The 18,072-nt window shown below is 63.0% G+C and carries 15 protein-coding genes; 12 read left to right on the forward strand and 3 right to left on the reverse strand.

The window, feature by feature from the left end; all coding sequences use genetic code 11:
• Positions 1–56: 56 nt before the first annotated feature.
• A complete protein-coding gene (locus LHFGNBLO_RS31210) occupies positions 57–1,340 on the reverse strand; it encodes an NAD(P)/FAD-dependent oxidoreductase (protein WP_258603771.1) in 1,284 nt (427 codons plus the stop codon).
• A 243-nt stretch (positions 1,341–1,583) separates the two neighbouring features.
• Here LHFGNBLO_RS31210 and LHFGNBLO_RS31215 point away from each other — a divergent pair, with 243 nt between their 5' ends.
• From LHFGNBLO_RS31215 to LHFGNBLO_RS31235, 5 genes are all read left to right on the forward strand, one after another.
• Complete coding sequence (locus tag LHFGNBLO_RS31215; RefSeq protein ID WP_258603774.1) at positions 1,584–2,741, forward strand: fumarylacetoacetate hydrolase family protein; 1,158 nt, start codon at positions 1,584–1,586, stop codon at positions 2,739–2,741.
• A gap of 336 nt (positions 2,742–3,077) precedes the next feature.
• Positions 3,078–4,010 carry a substrate-binding domain-containing protein gene (locus tag LHFGNBLO_RS31220; RefSeq protein ID WP_258603776.1) on the forward strand — a complete coding sequence of 311 codons (933 nt, stop codon included), beginning with the start codon at positions 3,078–3,080 and terminating at the stop codon, positions 4,008–4,010.
• 117 nt (positions 4,011–4,127) lie between these two features.
• A complete protein-coding gene (locus LHFGNBLO_RS31225; protein ID WP_258603777.1) occupies positions 4,128–5,114 on the forward strand; it encodes an ABC transporter permease in 987 nt (328 codons plus the stop codon).
• A 3-nt stretch (positions 5,115–5,117) separates the two neighbouring features.
• Positions 5,118–5,912: an ATP-binding cassette domain-containing protein gene (locus LHFGNBLO_RS31230; protein ID WP_258603778.1), complete on the forward strand. Its 795-nt coding sequence runs from the start codon at positions 5,118–5,120 to the stop codon at positions 5,910–5,912.
• Between the two features lie 66 nt (positions 5,913–5,978).
• The gene (locus LHFGNBLO_RS31235) at positions 5,979–7,001 is read left to right on the forward strand and encodes a LacI family DNA-binding transcriptional regulator (protein ID WP_258603779.1); all 1,023 of its coding nucleotides are present in this window, start codon (positions 5,979–5,981) and stop codon (positions 6,999–7,001) included.
• A 386-nt stretch (positions 7,002–7,387) separates the two neighbouring features.
• Here LHFGNBLO_RS31235 and LHFGNBLO_RS31240 read toward each other — a convergent pair whose 3' ends face one another.
• A complete protein-coding gene (locus LHFGNBLO_RS31240) occupies positions 7,388–7,978 on the reverse strand; it encodes a TetR/AcrR family transcriptional regulator (protein ID WP_258603780.1) in 591 nt (196 codons plus the stop codon).
• Positions 7,979–8,226: 248 nt separating this feature from the next.
• On the opposite strand from LHFGNBLO_RS31240, the gene LHFGNBLO_RS31245 reads away from it, so the two are divergent.
• The 3 genes from LHFGNBLO_RS31245 to LHFGNBLO_RS31255 are packed head-to-tail and all read left to right on the forward strand — an operon-like array spanning position 8,227 to position 12,822.
• Positions 8,227–8,484, forward strand: coding sequence for a hypothetical protein (locus LHFGNBLO_RS31245; RefSeq protein WP_258603782.1), 258 nt, complete (start codon positions 8,227–8,229; stop codon positions 8,482–8,484).
• Positions 8,478–11,654, forward strand: coding sequence for an efflux RND transporter permease subunit (locus LHFGNBLO_RS31250; protein WP_258603784.1), 3,177 nt, complete (start codon positions 8,478–8,480; stop codon positions 11,652–11,654). The genes LHFGNBLO_RS31245 and LHFGNBLO_RS31250 overlap by 7 nt, the downstream gene beginning before the upstream one ends.
• Positions 11,655–11,670: 16 nt before the next feature.
• Entirely contained in the window at positions 11,671–12,822 is a 1,152-nt protein-coding gene (locus LHFGNBLO_RS31255; protein ID WP_258603787.1) for an efflux RND transporter periplasmic adaptor subunit, read from the forward strand.
• 33 nt (positions 12,823–12,855) lie between these two features.
• On the opposite strand, the gene LHFGNBLO_RS31260 is transcribed toward LHFGNBLO_RS31255, so the two are convergent.
• Complete coding sequence (locus tag LHFGNBLO_RS31260) at positions 12,856–13,764, reverse strand: LysR substrate-binding domain-containing protein (protein ID WP_258603788.1); 909 nt, start codon at positions 13,762–13,764, stop codon at positions 12,856–12,858.
• Positions 13,765–13,864: 100 nt separating this feature from the next.
• On the opposite strand from LHFGNBLO_RS31260, the gene LHFGNBLO_RS31265 reads away from it, so the two are divergent.
• The 4 genes from LHFGNBLO_RS31265 to LHFGNBLO_RS31280 all read left to right on the forward strand — a co-directional run bounded on the left by LHFGNBLO_RS31265 (position 13,865) and on the right by LHFGNBLO_RS31280 (position 17,831).
• Complete coding sequence (locus LHFGNBLO_RS31265) at positions 13,865–14,653, forward strand: 2OG-Fe(II) oxygenase (protein ID WP_258603790.1); 789 nt, start codon at positions 13,865–13,867, stop codon at positions 14,651–14,653.
• 106 nt (positions 14,654–14,759) lie between these two features.
• On the forward strand, positions 14,760–15,485 hold the full coding sequence (locus LHFGNBLO_RS31270; RefSeq protein WP_258603791.1) for a GntR family transcriptional regulator: 726 nt from the start codon (positions 14,760–14,762) through the stop codon (positions 15,483–15,485).
• A gap of 56 nt (positions 15,486–15,541) precedes the next feature.
• Positions 15,542–16,645: a mandelate racemase/muconate lactonizing enzyme family protein gene (locus LHFGNBLO_RS31275; RefSeq protein WP_258603793.1), complete on the forward strand. Its 1,104-nt coding sequence runs from the start codon at positions 15,542–15,544 to the stop codon at positions 16,643–16,645.
• Between the two features lies 1 nt (position 16,646).
• Complete coding sequence (locus LHFGNBLO_RS31280) at positions 16,647–17,831, forward strand: mandelate racemase/muconate lactonizing enzyme family protein (RefSeq protein WP_258603795.1); 1,185 nt, start codon at positions 16,647–16,649, stop codon at positions 17,829–17,831.
• Positions 17,832–18,072 lie beyond the last annotated feature (241 nt).

Consider the following 18,072-nt stretch of genomic DNA (forward strand, 5'->3'; position numbering starts at 1 on the left):
CTAAGATTTTTTCATATTCATGAAACTGTCAAGCTGATTCAAGCTGTGGCGTGAAATCAGCGTTCGAAGGCATCCAGCATGCGGTACCAGGCGATGGTGGCTGCAACCCCCACCTGCCGGAAGGCGTGGAACGGGATCGGCCGGATCGGCGAGACCGGGAACGGCAATTGCCTGGCGTCGCCGGTTCCGAGGTAGCCGGCAAGGCGCTCGCCAAGCGCCGTCATCAGGCCGACGCCGCGCCCCTGGCAACCGACCACGGCCAGCAGGCCTTGCTCGGGCTCGTGGATGTGCGGGAGATGGTCCGGCGTCATCGCCACCCGGCCGAACCAACGCTTCTCGATGGCCACGTCGGACAGCGCCGGGTAGAGCCGCAGCAGCGCGCGCTCGAGATGTGCCCAGTCCGCCGGGCTGGTCGGCAGCGCCATGCGGCCGCGCCCGCCAAGCACCAACCGGCCATCGGCGCTCTTGCGGTAGTAGACGAGGATGCGGCGCGAGTCGGACACCGCTTGCCCCTCCGGCAAAATCGTGGCCGCGAGATTGGACGAAAGCGGCGCCGTGGCGATCTGAAAGGAATGCAGAGGAACGATCGTTTCGGCGAGACCGGGAAGCAAACCACCGGTATAGGCGTTGGTCGCCAGGAGAACCGCCTTGGCCTGCAATTCAGCGCCGCTTTCCGTCGAGATGCGCCAGAGACCGGCGTTCCTGCCAAGTTGCACCACCTTCTGGCGCTCGGCGATCTTCACACCGGCCACTGCGGCGACCCGTGCAAGTTCCGAGGTATAGGCGAGCGGATCGATGACGCCGGCGCGACGGTCCAGCCAGCCGCCGAGATATCCCTGCGCACCCGTCATCGCAGCGATTTCCGTCTCGTTCAAAAGCCGGACATCGGCGCCACGCGCCCGCCATTGCCGGTCCCTGTTGGCCGCCGCCTTCAGCGCCGTCTCGGTGTGCGCCGCCTGGATCCAGCCGTTGCGAACGAATGACACTGCCAGCTTTTCGTCCTCGATCAGCTCAAACACCGCATTGGCGGTCGAGGCGGCAAAATTGACCAGCGCTTCACCGCGCTCAGGGCCAAAATGATGCAGCAGCCATTCCGGATCATATTTCAGGCCGGGAATGACTTGGCCGCCATTCAGGCCCGATGCACCCTGGCCGATCTCGCCGGCATCCAGCACCTGCACGGACATGCCGAGGCGGGCGGCATGCAACGCCGTCGACAGGCCGAGGATGCCGCCGCCAACAATGAGTACATCCACGCGTTCGCCGGCTGCGACAAGCGACTGGAACGCAGAGGCCGCTTGCGGCTTCTGCCAGATCGGATCGGAAAAACTTGTGGGCAAGGATCACCTGGAATGCATGTCGCGAAATGAAAATCCTAGTGAAGATTTCACTATTTTGAAAGAGCGTTTTTGTCCCAGCGCCGACCGATGGCAGTCGATGGGCATCCGGCAAAGCGAAATGCAGCTGATAAAACAGACATCATTTCGATCGCCGCACGGGTAGACCTTTGTCGGGAATTTGTTGAAAGTGCCGCGCCGATCCGGCCACGTTCACCTTTTCCATCACGCAGAGGACTGCAAGCCATGACCAACCCGACGCACCTGCCGACCGAAGGCCTTTTCGTCGGCCGCGCCAGGGCGAGTGATGCCTCGTATCCGCTGGTGGTCACGGTGCGCGACGGCACGGTCTTCGATATCACATCGAGTGCCGCGCCAACCGTACGCGACGTCTGCGAACTGCCGGATCCCGCCGGCCACGTCGGCTCGGCCAAGGGCAAGCCGATCGGTTCGCTTGACGCTATCGCCGCCAACAGTTTCCAGGCCACGCGCGATCCGGGCAAGCCGTACCTGCTGTCTCCAGTCGACCTGCAAGCGGTGAAAGCGTCGGGCGTCACCTTCGTCGTCAGCCTGCTCGAACGCGTTATCGAGGAGCAGGCGCGCGGCTCGGCGGAAAAGGCTGACGCCATCCGCGCCGACATTGCCGGACTGATCGGCCACGACCTGTCGAAACTCAAGCCCGGCTCGCCGGAAGCGAAGGAGATCAAGGCCAAGCTCATCGCGCGCGGCGCCTGGTCGCAATATCTGGAAGTGGGCATTGGCCCCGACGCCGAGATCTTCACCAAGTGCCAGCCGATGGCGTCGGTCGGCTTCGGCGCCGATGTCGGCCTGCATCCGGTGTCCACCTGGAACAATCCGGAGCCGGAAATCGCCATGATCGCCGCCAGCAGCGGTAGCATCGTCGGCGCCACGATCGGCAACGACGTCAATCTGCGCGATGTCGAAGGGCGCTCGGCACTTTTGCTCGGGAAGGCCAAGGACAACAACGCCTCGGCCTCGCTCGGGCCGTTCATCCGGCTGTTCGACGCAACATTTTCCATCGACGATGTGAAGCAGGCGATCGTGCGCCTGCGGGTCGAAGGCGAGGATGGGTTTTCGCTGGAGGGCGCGAGCTCGATGGCAGAGATCAGCCGCTCGCCGGAGGAACTGGTTGCAGCCGCCATGGGGCCGCACCACCAATATCCCGACGGGCTGGCGCTCTATCTCGGCACCATGTTCGTGCCGTCGAAGGATCGCGGCGAAAAGGGCAAGGGCTTTACCCACAAGGTCGGCGACATCGTCACCATCTCGTCGGAGAAATTCGGCGCGCTGGTCAACTGCGTGCGGCTGTCGCCCGACTGCCCGCACTGGACCTATGGCGCCAGCCATCTCATGCGCGACCTCGCCCGGGCCGATCTCATCTAGTTCCCGCGCCACCTGAACGAAGGCTCGCATGCTCGCTCGAGCGGCGGCGGTTTCTCCATGCCCATTTCCGCGCGTTAACGGGCCAACATGGCGATCCGCCGAGGGAGCGCGACAAGCATCGTTTGCTCGAAGAATATCACCAAAACTGATGCAATCTGATGGGACAACTGATGGCGCCCGGCGTTGCGCCAACATCCATTGGCGGCTGAGGCTTGCCATACGTCGAAAAAGGGAATGCTGTGAGGCTTCCAGATCGGCGCTGGCAAGAAATACGATCAGGGCTTTGCCGTGATCAAACGTCGGACGTGGAGGCAATTTCAAATGGGAGGAAAGCAAATGCTTACGAGGCTAAGACTACTTGTGCTTGGCATGATTGTGGCGCTGGCCATTCCGGCAGCGGCTCAGGCCAAGACCTTCTACTGGATTTCGCATGGCGGCCCGGCCGACCCGGTCTGGACCTACTTCCTTGCCGGCGCCAAGCAATGGGCGAAGGACACCGGCAACACCGTCAACACCTCGTTCCACAATGGCGACGTGGCGTCCCAGCAAGAGGCCGTGCGCGCGGCAATCGCCGCCAAGGCCGATGGCATCACCACCACTAGCCCCGATCCTGGCAGCCTGGTCGAAATCGTCAAGGAAGCGCGGGCGGCGAAAATCCCGATCATCAACTTCAACACGCCCGATCCGAAGGCGGACTTCAACGCCTATGTCGGCGGCGACAACGTTACCTTCGGCAAGCACTGGGCGCAATATCTGGTCGACAAGGGCCTGGTGAAGAAGGGCGATTTCGTCTGGATGCCGGTCGAAATCCCGGGCGCCACCTATGGCGTCCAGGAAGAGGAAGGCATCAAGAGCGTCTTCGAGCCGCTCGGCATCACCTATGAAATCACCGAAGCCACGCTCGATCAGGCTGAAGTGATCAACCGCATGGTCGACTACCTCACCGCCAACAAGGCCAAGGTCAAGGCGATCATCGGCCTCGGCGATCTGGTGACCGGCTCGATCAAGCGTGTCTTCGACCAGGTTGGCGTCAAGCCGGGCGAAATCCCGGTCGTCGGTTGGGGCAACTCGCTCGACACCACCCAGGAAGTGCTGAACGGCTACGTCAATGCCGGGCAGTGGCAGGATCCGCAGGCGACCAGCTATGTGGCGCTTTCGCTGGCCAACATGGCAGCCGGCGGCATACCGCCCGGATTCAACGTCATCACCGGCGCGCTCTACGAAAAGGACACCGCGCAGGTTTACGACGACATCCTGTCCGGAAAATAATCCGCGACCAAACAGTCGCGACCGCACCGGCGGTCGCGACTGCCTTCTCCATTCCGCCGAGACCTTCGCAGACGGTGTGCAGGTCTCAGCCAATTCCCATCATGTCGCGGGTTATCAGTGGAAAACCATTCCCTCATCCAACGCTTGATCGCTAGGCCGGAGTTCGGGCCTTTCGTGCTGCTTGTCGTCGAGATCGCCGTGTTCTGGAGCTTCAACCACGACTTCCTGTCGCCGCAGAACATCTCAAACACGCTGGCCTTCACGGTCGAGCTCGGCCTGATTGCGCTGGCGATGACCCTGCTGATGACGTCAGGCGAATTCGACCTTTCCGTCGGCTCGCTGTTCGGTTTCTCGCCGGTGCTGATGTGGACGCTGTTCAACAGCGGACTCACCTCACTGGAAGTCGGCTTCGTCGTGGCGCTGCTGGTCGCCGCCTGCATCGGGCTGGTCAATGGCTGGTTCGTCACGCAGCTCAAGATCCCGTCCTTCCTGGTGACGCTCGGAATGCTTTTGGTGGTGCGCGGCACCGCGCTGTTCGTCACCGACGGGTTTCCGCAGCGGACCTGGAGCGCCGAAGGCAGCTGGCTGGCGGAGGCGCTGGTCGGCGATTTCTTCATCGGGCCGTTCCGCATCTACATGTCGCTGTTCTGGTTCATCGCCGCGGCCATCGCGCTTGGCTATGTGCTGACGCAGAGCCGGACCGGCAACTGGATCCAGGCGGCGGGCGGCAACCCCAACGCGGCAAGGGCGCGGGGCGTCAACGTCAGCGGTGTCAAGATCGGCCTGTTCGTGCTGTCGTCGCTCATGGCCTCGTTCGCCGGGGTCATCAGTTCGCTGCGCACTTCGGCAGCCAACCCCAACAGCGGCACCGGCTACGAGCTCGAAGTCATCGCCATGGTGGTGATCGGCGGTACGGCCCTGACCGGCGGACGCGGCACGATCATCGGCACCGTGCTCGGCATCCTGATCCTGCGCGTGATGCGCAACGGCATCGTGCTGATCGGCGTGCCCGGCCTTGCCTACAACATCTTCATCGGTGCCATCATCCTCGGCATGATGGCGCTTCACTCATGGCTGGAACGCCGGCATCAGGCGGGGACTTGAACCATGGCTGAACCGCTCATCCGCATGACGAACATCCGCAAGTCCTATGGGCGCGTGCAGGCACTCGAGGACGCCAATTTCCATGTCAACGAAAGGGAGATCGTCGGGCTGCTCGGCGACAATGGCGCCGGCAAATCGACGCTGATCAAGGTGCTGTCGGGGGCTGTTCCGCTGACCAGCGGCGACATCTTCATCCGCGGCAAGAAGGTGAACTTGCGCAGCACCAGCGACGCCATCGCCCATGGCATCGAGACGATCTACCAGGACTCGGCACTGGTCACGCAGTTGTCGATCGCCCGCAATCTGTTCCTAGGGCGCGAACCGATCAAGCCGCCGCGCTTCCTCAACCGGATGGACCAGGAGGCGATGAACATTGTCGCCCGCGACCTGCTCAAGCAGGTCGGCATCTCGAAGAACATCCCACCGACGACGCCGATCGGCTCGCTCTCCGGAGGCGAGCGGCAGGCCGTCGCCATCGCGCGCGCCATGCATTTCGACAGCGACCTCATCATCCTCGACGAGCCGACCAACAATCTCGGCGTCGCCGAGACGCAAGGCGTATTGAGCTTCGTGCGCAGCGCCCGCGATTCCGGGCACTCCTGCATCTTCATCGCCCACAACATTCATCACGTGTTCCAGGTGGTCGACCGCATCGTCGTCATGCGCCGGGGCAAGGTGGTGGCCGACGACATCGACCCGAAGAAGACCAATGTCGCCGAGGTCGAACGGATCATCACCGGCATGTCGGACAAGGAGATCCACGACGCCGTTGTCGAAGGCACGCAGCGGCCGAGCTGAGCAGTCATCCCGACTGCTTACGTCGCTGTCTGGCACAGGATCGCATCAGCTCCTATGACTGTGACCATGAAAGCCACCGTTTCGGACATAGCCAGGAGCTGCGGGCTATCGACGGCGACCGTCGACCGGGTGCTCAACAACCGGCCAGGCGCCAGCGCCGCCAACCGGCAGCGCGTGATGGAGGCGGCCAAACAGCTCGGCTATCTGCCTGTCGTCGACCAGGTGACGTTGCCCTCACGGCCGGCGCATCTCGAATTCTTCCTGCCGATCGGCAGCAACGCCTTCATGATCGATCTGGCGGGGCATATCGAGGATTACGCCGCACGGCTGCCGCTGGTCGCCTCCTGCCGGATCCACAATCTCGCCGGCATCTCGCCCAACGCGCTGCAGGCGGCCGTCGAAAATCTTTCATTGCGGGCGAATGGCGTCGGCGTCATCGCCGTCGACCATCCCAGAACGCGCAACATCCTGCGCGAGATCGTCGACGCCGGCATCCGCCTGGTCACGCTGGTCTCCGACGTTCCGGCAGCACCCCGCTCCGCCTATGTCGGCATCGACAACCGGGTGGCCGGCCGCACGGCGGCGCTGTTGATGGGGCGCTTCCTTGGCGGGCGCACCGGCCATCTGGCGATGGTCGTCGGCTCGCGCTCCTATCGCGGCCACGAGGAGCGCGAAATGGGCTTTCGCTCGGTGCTCAGCGAGGAGTTTCCCAACCTGACCATCACCAGCGCGGTCGAGATCAACGACGAACCGGAGGGCAGCTATGCCGCCACGATGAAGGCGCTGCACAACGAGCCGGAATTGCTCGGCATCTACTGCGTCGGCGCCGGACGTTCGGGCGTGGCGAAAGCGCTGCGGGAAGCCAAGCCTCAGAAGAAGCCGGTGTTCATCTGCCATGATTTGACGAAGGAGACGCGCGGATACCTCGTCGACGACTTGCTCGATGTCGTCATCGACCAGAATGCACGGCTGATTGCCGAGCAATCGGTTATCCGCCTGCTTGGCTCGATTGCGTCGTCGGCGCCCTATCTGACCAAGAAATTCATCGAGCCGCGTCTGATCTTCAAGGAAAACGTCCCGGTGCAGTGATGGTGCATACCATGGCACTGAGCGGAGGCTGCAACGCTTTGATTGTGAACATGATCCGGAGCTGAGGCCGACTCCGATTTCTGGCTCAGGCTCCAGTTGGCGGCGCCCTTCCCCAAGGTGATGCCACAAATCTGCACATCAGCCATGCACATTTCATGGTTGCCGAATCATTAAGCAACCCGTAAACATGTAGGTGTCGGCCATCTACTCCTCCCAGATGCGATGCCGACGCTGAATGCGGCGCACCTCCTCCCGCGTCTCATTCGAAATCGAGCCCGCTGCCACCTCCTCCCGGCAGCGGGCTTTTTTCGTTCCGGCCATAGAACTGGCCGGCCGCAGAACCGGGATGTCACTCGCGTCGGCAAGATGGAGAGGTTGGCGGCAGACTATCTTGCCGCAGCACCCCTGAAAGAGGCGACGAGGCCTTCGGCCATGCGGACAAACTGCGCGCTGGGGCCTTCGGCGCCGACACTTTGCTGGCTGACGCGGGCGCCTTCGAGCAACAGCGACAACGTATCCGCGAGAAGTTCCGCCTGGCCGATGCCGGCATCCCGGCACAGGGCTACCAGTCGGTCGCGCTGGGCTTCCTTGAGCTCCTTGATTACGCGTCTGGCCGGATGGTCGGTCTCGCTCAACTCGACTGCGGCATTGGCCATGTCGCAGCCGCGGCCGTCAGCCCTGAGCATATCGGCGGCCTTGCCAACCCAGGCGTGCAGTTGCGCGAGCTTGTCGCCGGGGTGCTCAGCCTCAAATGCATCCCACATCGCGCCGGCCTTACATGCGGTGGCGCGCAGGCATTCGATGATCAGATCGTCCTTGGACTCGAAATGACGGTAGAGCGTCATCTTGTTGGTGCCGGCGGCTTCGGTGATGGCGTCGACGCCGACGCCCTTGATGCCATGTTTGTGAAACATGTCCTGCGCCGTCTCCAGGATCCTGTCCCGGGGCCGAGCGCGTTCCGAAGTGCCGTCTGCCATCGAAGTCTCCTTGTCTCCCTAAAAATTCGGCACACCTCTTGACTAGGGTGTTACCGGTCTGTAACGTCACGAATGTTACTTACTGGTAACACCCATATAGCCCCCTCGTCAATGACAGGCAATACCCATTGGCACTGCCTGCTCGAAACCGGGTGCAAAACTGCAAATCATGCGGCTTCGGCCGGTGAGAACGACGAAAAAACGGTTCGCGATCATCCGATGCGAATCGCCAGCCAGGAGCCGCTCCTATGTCGCAGCGCAATGATCTGACGATCGATGAAGTCATCCGGGATCCAATGATCCGGATGGTGATGAAGGCTGACCGTGTCGACCCGCGGTCGTTCGAAGCGATGCTTCGTTCCCTGGCCGATGAGCAGGGCCTGAGCCGCAAGGCGCCGTCAGGTTTCCTGGCAGACTCCGGTTCGGGGCGCAGCCGGCGGCTGGCGAGAGTTGCCAAGGCATTTGGTGATGCAAGGGCATTCAACGAGGCGTGCGTGTCATGGTGAACTATTTCATCCAGCGTCCGATCTTCGCCTCGGCGATCGCCATCATCATGGTGCTCGCCGGGACGATTTGTTATTTCCTGCTGCCGGTCTCGCAGTTTCCCGACATCACCCCACCTCAGGTCGTGGTCAGCGCCCATTACCCGGGCGCCAGCGCGCAGGTGGTCGCCGATACCGTTACGACGCCGCTGGAACAGCAGATCAATGGCGTCCAGGGCATGACCTACATGTCGTCGTCGTCCTCCAATGACGGCTCATCGACGATCACCATCACCTTCGAGGTCGGCTATTCCTTGAGCACGGCTGCCGTCGATGTGCAGAACCGGGTGTCGCAGGCGGCGTCCTCGCTGCCGGCAATCGTCAACCAGGGTGGCGTGACGATCAAGAAACAGAACCCGAATTTCGTCCTGATCGTCGACCTCACCTCGCCGGACGGCTCCGTCGATCCGGTGGCGCTGAGCAACCTCGCCTATCTGCAAGTGGTCGACCCGCTGAAGCGCCTGCCCGGCGTCGGCGACGTGCAGATCTTTGGCGAGCGGCGCTATTCGATGCGCGTATGGCTCGATCCCGACAAACTCGCCAATCTCGGCATCACCGCCGTCGACGTGCAGAACGCCATCGCCGAGCAGAACGTCCAGGTGGCGGCCGGCAAGATCGGCCAATCGCCGGCGCCGGCCGGCACCGCCTTCGAGATGCAGGTCAACGCGGTCGGCAGGCTGAGCGATCCCAAGGAATTCGGCGACATCATCGTGCGCGCCAATGCGGCTTCCGGCTCGCTGGTGCGCCTGCGCGACGTCGCCCGCATCGAACTCGGCGCCCTGCAATATTCGTCGTCGGCTTTCTTCGGCAAGGACCCGACCGTCGTGCTCGCGGTCTACCAGATGCCGGGTTCCAATGCGCTCGATCTGCAGCAGCGCGTCAAGGACAAGATGCAGGAATTGTCGGGCCGTTTCCCGAAGGGCGTCAGCTACGCCATGCACTACGACACGACGCGCTTCGTCTCGGCGTCGATGCACGACGTGCTGATCACGCTTGGCGAAGCACTGATCCTGGTCGTCGCGGTGGTGTTCATCTTCCTGCAAAGCTGGCGCACCACGATCATCCCGACCATCGCCATTCCAGTGTCGCTGGTGGCGACGCTGGTGGTCATGTACATGCTCGGCTTCTCGCTCAACATGCTCAGCCTGCTCGGCATGGTGCTGGCGATCGGCCTTGTCGTCGATGACGCGATCGTCGTGGTCGAGAACGTCGAGCGTCAACTCGAGGCCGGCCTCAGTCCGCTGGCCGCCACCCGCAAGGCGATGGCCGAGGTCACAGGACCGATCATTGCCACCACCGCCGTGCTGATGGCGGTGTTCGTGCCGGTTGCCTTCATTCCCGGCGTTTCCGGGCGGCTCTACAATCAGTTTGCCCTGACGGTGGCGATTTCCGTCGGCATCTCCGCCTTCAACTCGCTGACGCTGAGCCCAGCGCTCAGCGCCGCCTTCCTGCGCCATCGCCCGGCAACCCAGTTCGTGCTGTTCCGCTGGTTCAACGAAGGCTTCGACCGGCTGTCGCATGCCTATGCAAATGGCGTGCGCGTCCTCATCCGCTTGCGCTGGATCATGCTCGGCCTGTTCGCAGCCGGACTTGTGGCAACCTACTTCGTCTGGCAGCGCCTGCCCTCGACCTTCCTGCCGGTCGAGGACCAGGGCTATTTCTTCGTGGTCATCCAGCTGCCCGATGGTGCAGCACTCGAGCGTACCGACGCGGTGGCGCAGAAGGCGCGTGACATCCTGCAGAACACGCCCGGCGTCGACATCGTCGGCTCGATCAGCGGTTTGAACTTCCTGACCAACGCCGCCCAATCGAACTCGGCGGTCGAGTTCGCCATCCTGAAGCCATGGGATGAACGCGGCCCCGACCAGAGTGCCTCGAAGCTCGTCGCCGAGGTGCGCAACAAGCTGCTGCAGATTCCGGAAGCCTTTGCGCTGAGCTTCGATCCGCCGTCCATCCCCGGCATCGGTACGACCGGCGGCTTCGAGTTCCAGGTCGAGGATCTGACCGGTCGTGGCAGCGTCGCGCTCAACGATGCCACGCAGGCGGTCCTTGCCGAGGCGCGCAAGCAGCCCGAGCTCAACGCGCAGCAATTGTTCTCGTCGTTCTCGACCTCGACGCCGCAGTACAACTACGAGCTCGACCGCAACAAGGCGAAGCTGCTCGGCCTCAACCTGCCTGACGTGTTCAACACGCTGCAGATCTATCTCGGCTCGCTCTATGTGAACGACTTCAATCTGTTCGGCCGCACCTTCCGGGTGACGATGCAAGCCGACAAGGATGCGCGTGCGGGTGCTGCCGACATTTCGCGGCTCTACGTCCGCAATGCGTCCGGCGGCATGGTGCCGTTGAGCACGCTCGGCAAGCTGGTGCCGGTCGTCGGTCCGGAAACCGTCCCGCATTACAACAACAATGCGTCGGCCCTGATCAATGGCGGTGCGGCACCCGGATTTTCCTCGGGCCAGGCGGTGGCGGCAATGGAACGCGCGGCTGCGACGGCCCTGCCCAGGGATTTCGGTTATGAATGGACCGGCATCACCTATCAGGAGCTCAAGGCGGGCTCGATCGCGTCCGTCGTCTTCGGCCTCGCCATCGTCTTCGTCTTCCTGATCCTCGCCGCGCAATATGAGAGCTGGGCGATGCCGTTCATGGTGCTGCTGGCGGTGCCGCTCGCATTGTTCGGCGCCTTCGCGGTGCTGTGGGTGCGCGGCATGCAGATCGACGTCTACTCGCAGATCGGCTTCGTCATGCTGATCGGGCTGGCGGCCAAGAACGCGATCCTGATCGTCGAGTTTGCCCGACGCCGGCGCGAGGAAGGCCTGAGCATCGTCGATGCCGCGATGGAAGCGGCACGGCTGCGGCTGCGGCCGATCCTGATGACCGCCTTCGCCTTCATCCTCGGTGTGCTGCCGCTGATGTTCGCGACCGGTGCGGGTGCGGCGAGCCGTCAATCTATCGGCACCACCGTCTTTGGCGGCATGGTCGCGGCGACGATCCTGTCGCTGGTGTTCGTGCCGGTTTTCTACGCGGTGATCGAGCAGCTGCGCGAGCGCCGCAGCGACAGCGAACCCGTTTCCGAACCAACTGAACCTGATGCCGAACCCGTTTTCGCGCCTTTGGCGCAAGCGGCCGAATAGGATTGGAGACTTGATCATGCGTAAATGGAAAATCGCGTTGGGTGCGGCCGTCGCCCTGGGGGCTGTCTCGGTCGCCAGCGTTCATCTGCTCGATATGGGCAACCTCAGCCTCAATGCCGGCACGGCGGGGGCAGCGCCTGCCCCGGAAGCGTTTGTCATGCCGGTGCCGGTGGTCAGCGTCGTCAAGAGGACGATCCCGATCTATCTCGATTATGCCGCGCGGACCGAGCCGATCCGCAGCATCACGCTGCAGGCGCGCGTGCCGGGCTATTTGCAGGAGCAGGCTGCTGCCGACGGCGTCGACGTGAGGCAAGGCGACCTTCTCTACAGAATAGCCCCGGAAGACTTCCAGGCTGCGCTCGACCAGGCGAAGGCGCAGGTCCAGCGTGACACGGCAACGCTCGACTACGCACGTTCCAATCTTGGCCGCGGCACCGAGCTCGCCAAGAGCGGATACATCGCCAAGGATGCGTTCGACCAGCGCACCAGCACCTTGCGCGAAGCCCAGGCGTCGCTGGCTGTCAACCAGGCCGCCGTGCGGACTGCCGAACTCAATCTGAGCTACGCCGAAATCAAGGCCCCGTTCGCCGGGCGCATCGGCCGCAATCAGGCCTCTGTTGGAACTCTGGTCAGCGTTGCCGGCACGGTGCTCAACACGCTGGTGCAGCTCGACCCGATCTACGTCACCTTCAATCCGAGCGAAACCGATCTGGCGCAGATCGAGGAAGCCAAGGCGGCGGGGCCGATCGATGTCGACATCCTGCTTCCCGGCGACACCGAACCGCGCCAGAAGGGCCAGCTCACCTTCATCAACAACACGATCGATCCCTCGACCGGTACCATCACGGCACGGGCGACGATCGGCAACGGGAAGTTCACGCTGCTGCCTGGCCAGTATGTTCGTGTGCGGCTGCACATCAAGCAGCAGCCCGATGCGCTGATGGTGCCGCAGATGGCATTGGGCTCGAGCCAGCTCGGCAAATACCTCTACGTCGTCGGCAAGGGCAACACGGTCGACCAGCGCATCGTTTCGCTCGGACCGATCAATGGCGACCAGGTCGCTGTCCTGAGCGGCGTGGCCGAAGGCGACCAGGTGATAACAGGCAATCTGCAGAAGATCGGACCTGGAATGCCGATCTCTCCGCTGCCAGAGAAGCCGGCCACCTGAACCCCCGTCAGGTCCGGTCCAGCGGCGCCCTCGCTATGTCGAGGGCGCCGTTTTGCTGAGCAGTTCGACCAGGCCGGCGACATCGGCACGATCGGCCTTGGCCGCAGGCATGAAGGCGCAATAGGGATGGCCGAGGCGCACCGATACGGATGAGAGCGCGATGAGGCGCCCCGCTTCCAGATCGGCACGGGCCATGACCCGCTGGCCAAGCGCTACCCCCAGACCAAGCCGTGCCGAGGCGATCGCCAGGCTGGACAAGCCGACGCGCCGCCCGTGCGAGGGATCGGGCGCGCGGTTGCCTCCGGAGGCCGAAAACCAGTCCGCCCAGGTCGGGTGCGTGGCATAGTTCGGACCCCAGTTGGTATGAATGAACAGGCTCTCGTGCAGCTCCGCCAGACTGGACGCGCCGCTGCCGTGACGGTGCCAGAACTCCGGCGCGCACACCGGCAGCACATCGTCATGGACGAGACGGACGAGCTTCAATCCGGGATAGTGATAGTCGCCATAGCTGATGCGCAGGTCGATGTTCTGGCGCGCAATATCGACGGGATCGTTCTCGACCCGGACGTCGATCGCCATCTGCGGAAAAACATCGAGAAGCACGGCGAGCCTCGGCGCCAGCCACAGTTCGGCCAGTGAAAACGGCACGCTGACGACGAGGCGCGTTCTCAAAGTCCCTTCCAGCATGCGCCGCCCGATCGCGGCGATGTCGCCTAAAGCGCGCGCCGTCTGCGGGTAGATCGCATGGCCGGCATCGGTAAGCGCGATGCGGTTGCCAGTGCGCACGAACAACTGCTTGCCGAACCAGCTCTCGAGATTGCGTATCTGCTGGCTGACCGCTGCTGAGGAAACACCGAGTTCGGTGGCGGCAAGCGTGAAGCTCCCGGCACGCGCAGCCACTTCGAAAGCCTTGATCGCGTTCAGGGGTGGCAGCCGTTCCATGCGATCTCCATAGTTTTTCTTTCGCAAGCCTAATTATTTTCGGCGTTGAGAGAAAGATTTTTTTGCCGTCTTCTGTGGTCTCAGCCTTGGAGCAAGAGACATGAAAGACATTCTCGACCTGGACCGCTACCCCCTCGACCGTGAAGGCAGCGCCGAATGGAATCGCCTCCTGGAAACCTCCAGAGCGGCGCTGGCAGCCGAGGGCATGTTCAATCTCGAAGGTTTCTTGCGGCCCGGCGTGGCCGAACGGGCGGTGCAGGAAATCCAGCCCGTGATGGACACGCGATCGCATGTGCACAAGCGCATGCACAACATCTACTTCAAGCCTGACATTCCCGAGCTTGCGCCCGACCATCCCGCCCTGCGCAAGGTCGAGACCATCAGCCACACGGTGTGTGCCGACCAGATCCCGGGCAGCGTCGTGTTGGCGATCTACGAATACGAACCGCTTCTGCAGTTCCTGGCGGCGGCGATGGGCAAGACGAAGCTGCATGTCATGCAGGACCCGCTGGCTCGCACCAATGTGATGGCCTATCGCGCCGGCGAAGCATTGAACTGGCATTTCGACCGCTCGGAATTCACTACCACGCTGTTGCTGCAGGCGCCGGAGCGCGGCGGCGACTTCCAGTACCGCACCGATCTGAGATCCGACGACAATCCCAACTATGACGGTGTTGCCAAACTGCTCGAAGGGCGTGACCCCGACGCGAAAATCCTGCGCCTGAAGCCGGGCACGCTGAACGTCTTTCGCGGCAAGAACACCGCGCATCGCGTCACCACTGTCGAGGGCGAGCGCGAGCGCATGATCGCGGTGTTTTCCTACTACGAGAAGCCCGGGGTGATGTTCAGCAGCGAGGAACGGGTCGGCTTCTACGGTCGGGCCGCTTAAGCCGACGACGCCCTGTGCTACCGGACTCGAAGATTCAGAAAACAGCCTCTTGCTAGATTGTCGACAATCTGTTTGTCTTGCTTTCGGTTCCTTTTGGAGTGACCGAATGGCGAAGCTGGATTTCAGTCCGATCGCGGATACGACACGCAGGGCCGAGATCGTGGCGCTGCTCAGGCGCGCGATCCTGACCGGCCAGCTGGAACCCGGGCAGAAGCTCAATGAACTCAGGATATCCGAGCAGATGCGGGTCAGCCGCGCGCCGCTGCGCGAGGCGATGCGCGAGCTGGTGCAGGAAGGCATCCTGACCAGCATCCCCTATGCCGGAACCTTCGTCATCGATGTCACAGCCAAGGACATCGACGACGCCTATTCCTTCAACAAGGTGATGGACGAGTTCGCCATCGAGCAGACCTGGCCGCTGCGCGACCAGCGCTTCTTCGACGAGCTCGATCGCCGCCACGAGGCGGTGAAGCAGGCGACACGTGACCTCGACACCACTAGGCAGATCGAAACGGCGCTGCAATTGCATGGTCTGATCTATGAATGGGCCGACAATTCGGTGCTGCTCGAGACCTGGCAGCGGCTGACCAGCCGGCTGCAGATGTATTTTGCGCTGCACCAGCATGCGCGCAATGAGCCGGTGCCGGCCGAAGACGTCCACGAGACCTATGTTCAACTGCTGAAGGGCAAGGACATGCGCGCCGCCCAGCGCCATGCCAGGGAGCATATCGGCCTCGATTTCGAGGAACTGCTTTCCTACGCGCGCAGCCTCGAACAGCGGACGTCCAAGGGCGGCAAGGCCGATCGCGCAGGCAGGGCCGACGGCGGCTGAGGTCGCCGCCGCAAAGAGCCTGACCACCCCGACATCGCAGACAATGGACAGACAAATTGCAGATCAAAACCATCAAGGCCTACCATGTCGTGCAGCCCTTTGTGGACGGGCCCTACCGGATGTCCAAGGGGCGCGAGGCCGACGCGTTCGACGCGGTGATCGTCGCCATTACCTCCGACAGCGGCATCACCGGCTGGGGCGAGATGGCGCCACTCGGCAATTTCTATTCGCCAGCGTTCGCCGCGGGTGTCCGCGCGGGCGTCGTGGAAATCGCGCCGCATCTAATCGGCCAGGATCCGCGCGCGCTGGCCAGCATCGGCCGGCTGATGGACACGGTGTTCAAGGGCCACCCCTACATCAAATCGGCGCTCGACATGGCGTGCTGGGACCTCGCGGCGCGCGCCGCCGATGTGCCGCTGGTCACGCTGCTTGGCGGACGCGAGAGCGAGACTGCTGAACTTTACAAGGTCGTCACCCACGGCACGGTCGACGCCATGGCCGCCCTTGCCAAGCGCATCGTTGGCCAGGGCTTTCACCGGCTGCAGGTCAAGGTCGGCGGCAAAGTCCATGATGACATCGAACGCGTCACCGCCGTCGCCGCTTCAGTGCCGAAAGGCACGGTCATCTTCTGCGACGCCAATGCCGGCTGGACGCCCTATCAGGCGCGCCAATTCACTGATGCGACGCGCGCCATCGACTACACGTTCGAGCAGCCCTGCACGACGATCGACGAATGCATGTCGGTGCGCCGTTCGCTCGACAAGCCGATGGTGCTCGACGAATCCGTGGCGTCGCTGGACGACATGCTCGACATCCACCGCAAGGGCGCGGCCGACGGGCTGACGCTGAAGATCTCGCGGCTGGGCGGCGTGAGCAAGACGCGCCAGATCCGCGACCTCGCCGTCGACCTCGGCTTCATGATCACCGTGGAGGACACCGGCGGCGCCGAGATCGATACTGCTGCCATGGCACATCTGTCACTGTCGACGCCGGAGGAGCGGCGGCTGCACGCCATTGCCTTCCACGAATGGGTGACGGTTCGCACCGCCTCGAACATGCCGCCGGTCACCGGCAGCCGCATGGGCATTCCAGACGGGCCAGGCCTCGGCATCGATGTCGTGCCTGACCTGCTGGGCAAACCCTTCTTCGAGATCGGTTGAGATGAAGATCCGCCGCATCACCGCGACACCGATCAACCTTCGGCTCGAAGCGCCCTACGCCTGGGTATTCGGCGAGCTCGACGGATTTTCGCCAACCATCGTCGAAGTCGAGACCGAGGATGGTTTGATCGGCCTCGGCGAAGCGCCGACACCGGCCGCCGCGGCTGTTATCAACGATGTCCTTGCGTCCCGGCTGATCGGCCGCGACGCCTTCGATATCGCCGGCGCCGAACATGTTTGCCTGCCCTACTGGACCGGCGTGCAGTCAATCAACGATCGCACCCGCATCATGGCCTTCGGCGCCATCGAGATGGCGTTGTGGGATCTGCGCGGCAAGGCGTGGAAGCAGCCGCTCTATCAATTGCTCGGTGGCGCGGTGCGCAAGGACATCCCGTTCACCGACTATTTCTCGCTGCGCGGCGACGGACCTAAGGTGAGAGGCGAGAAGACACCGGAAGCGGTCGCCGACTATTGCGTCGAGATGCACGAGACCTATGGGACGACCTTCTTCGAAGGCAAGTTCTCGACGCAGGATCCGAAAGTCTCGCTCCGGATGGTCGAGCTGATCCGCCAAAAACTCGGCGACGAGGCGATGATCCGCATCGATTCCAACCAGGCCTATTCGCTGGCGACGGCCAGGCGATTGGCGCGGCCATTGGAGGAGCTTGGCGTGCGCAACTGGGAAGATCCGGTGGCGACCCTCGAGGAGATGCGCGAATTGCGCCGCCATTGCTCGATCCCGTTCTCGACGCACAATATCGACATTGCCCGCGCCATGGAGATCAAGGTACCGGACGCGTTCGTCGGCAATCCGACGGCGCATGGCGGCATCGGCCGCATGCTGCGCTTCGTCGGCGCCTGCGAGCACGCCGGCATCGACTACTGGTGCTACAGCGGCGACAGCGGCGTCGGCAGCGCTGCCTATCTGCATCTGTGTGCGGCGCTCGGCTGGATCAGGGAGCCGAACCAGTCGCTGTTTCGCATGTTGCCGATGGACGTCGTCGAGGAAGGACCGTTTTCGCCGAAAAACAATGTCGTGCGGGTGCCGGAAGGTCACGGCCTCGGCGTCACGCTGTCGCGCGAGAACCTCGCCGCCTGCCATCGCGACTTTGCCGAGAACGGGCCGTGCAACAAGTATCACGATCCGGTGAAGCCCGGGACGTATCGCCGTCTGCCGCTTAACTAGGAGGACAGGAGACAGAGAGACGAACACCAGAAAGAGAAGCCTGCAGCGGCGATTTCGCCCGGGATGCAGGACGGAACGGGCGGAAGCAGTGCCTCGAAAAAAATTTGGCCCCTCCTCCGCAAGGACTGGATGGACCGGGAAAACCCGCATGCTACAGTCCAGGTCAATAAACTCGTTGACGGCCGGGAGAAGGAGAAATCCACGGAATTCGTCAACCACAACAAAGCATTCGCCAACCACA

The sequence above is a fragment of the Mesorhizobium sp. AR10 genome, assembly GCF_024746795.1.
In the GTDB taxonomy this organism is placed as follows: domain Bacteria; phylum Pseudomonadota; class Alphaproteobacteria; order Rhizobiales; family Rhizobiaceae; genus Mesorhizobium.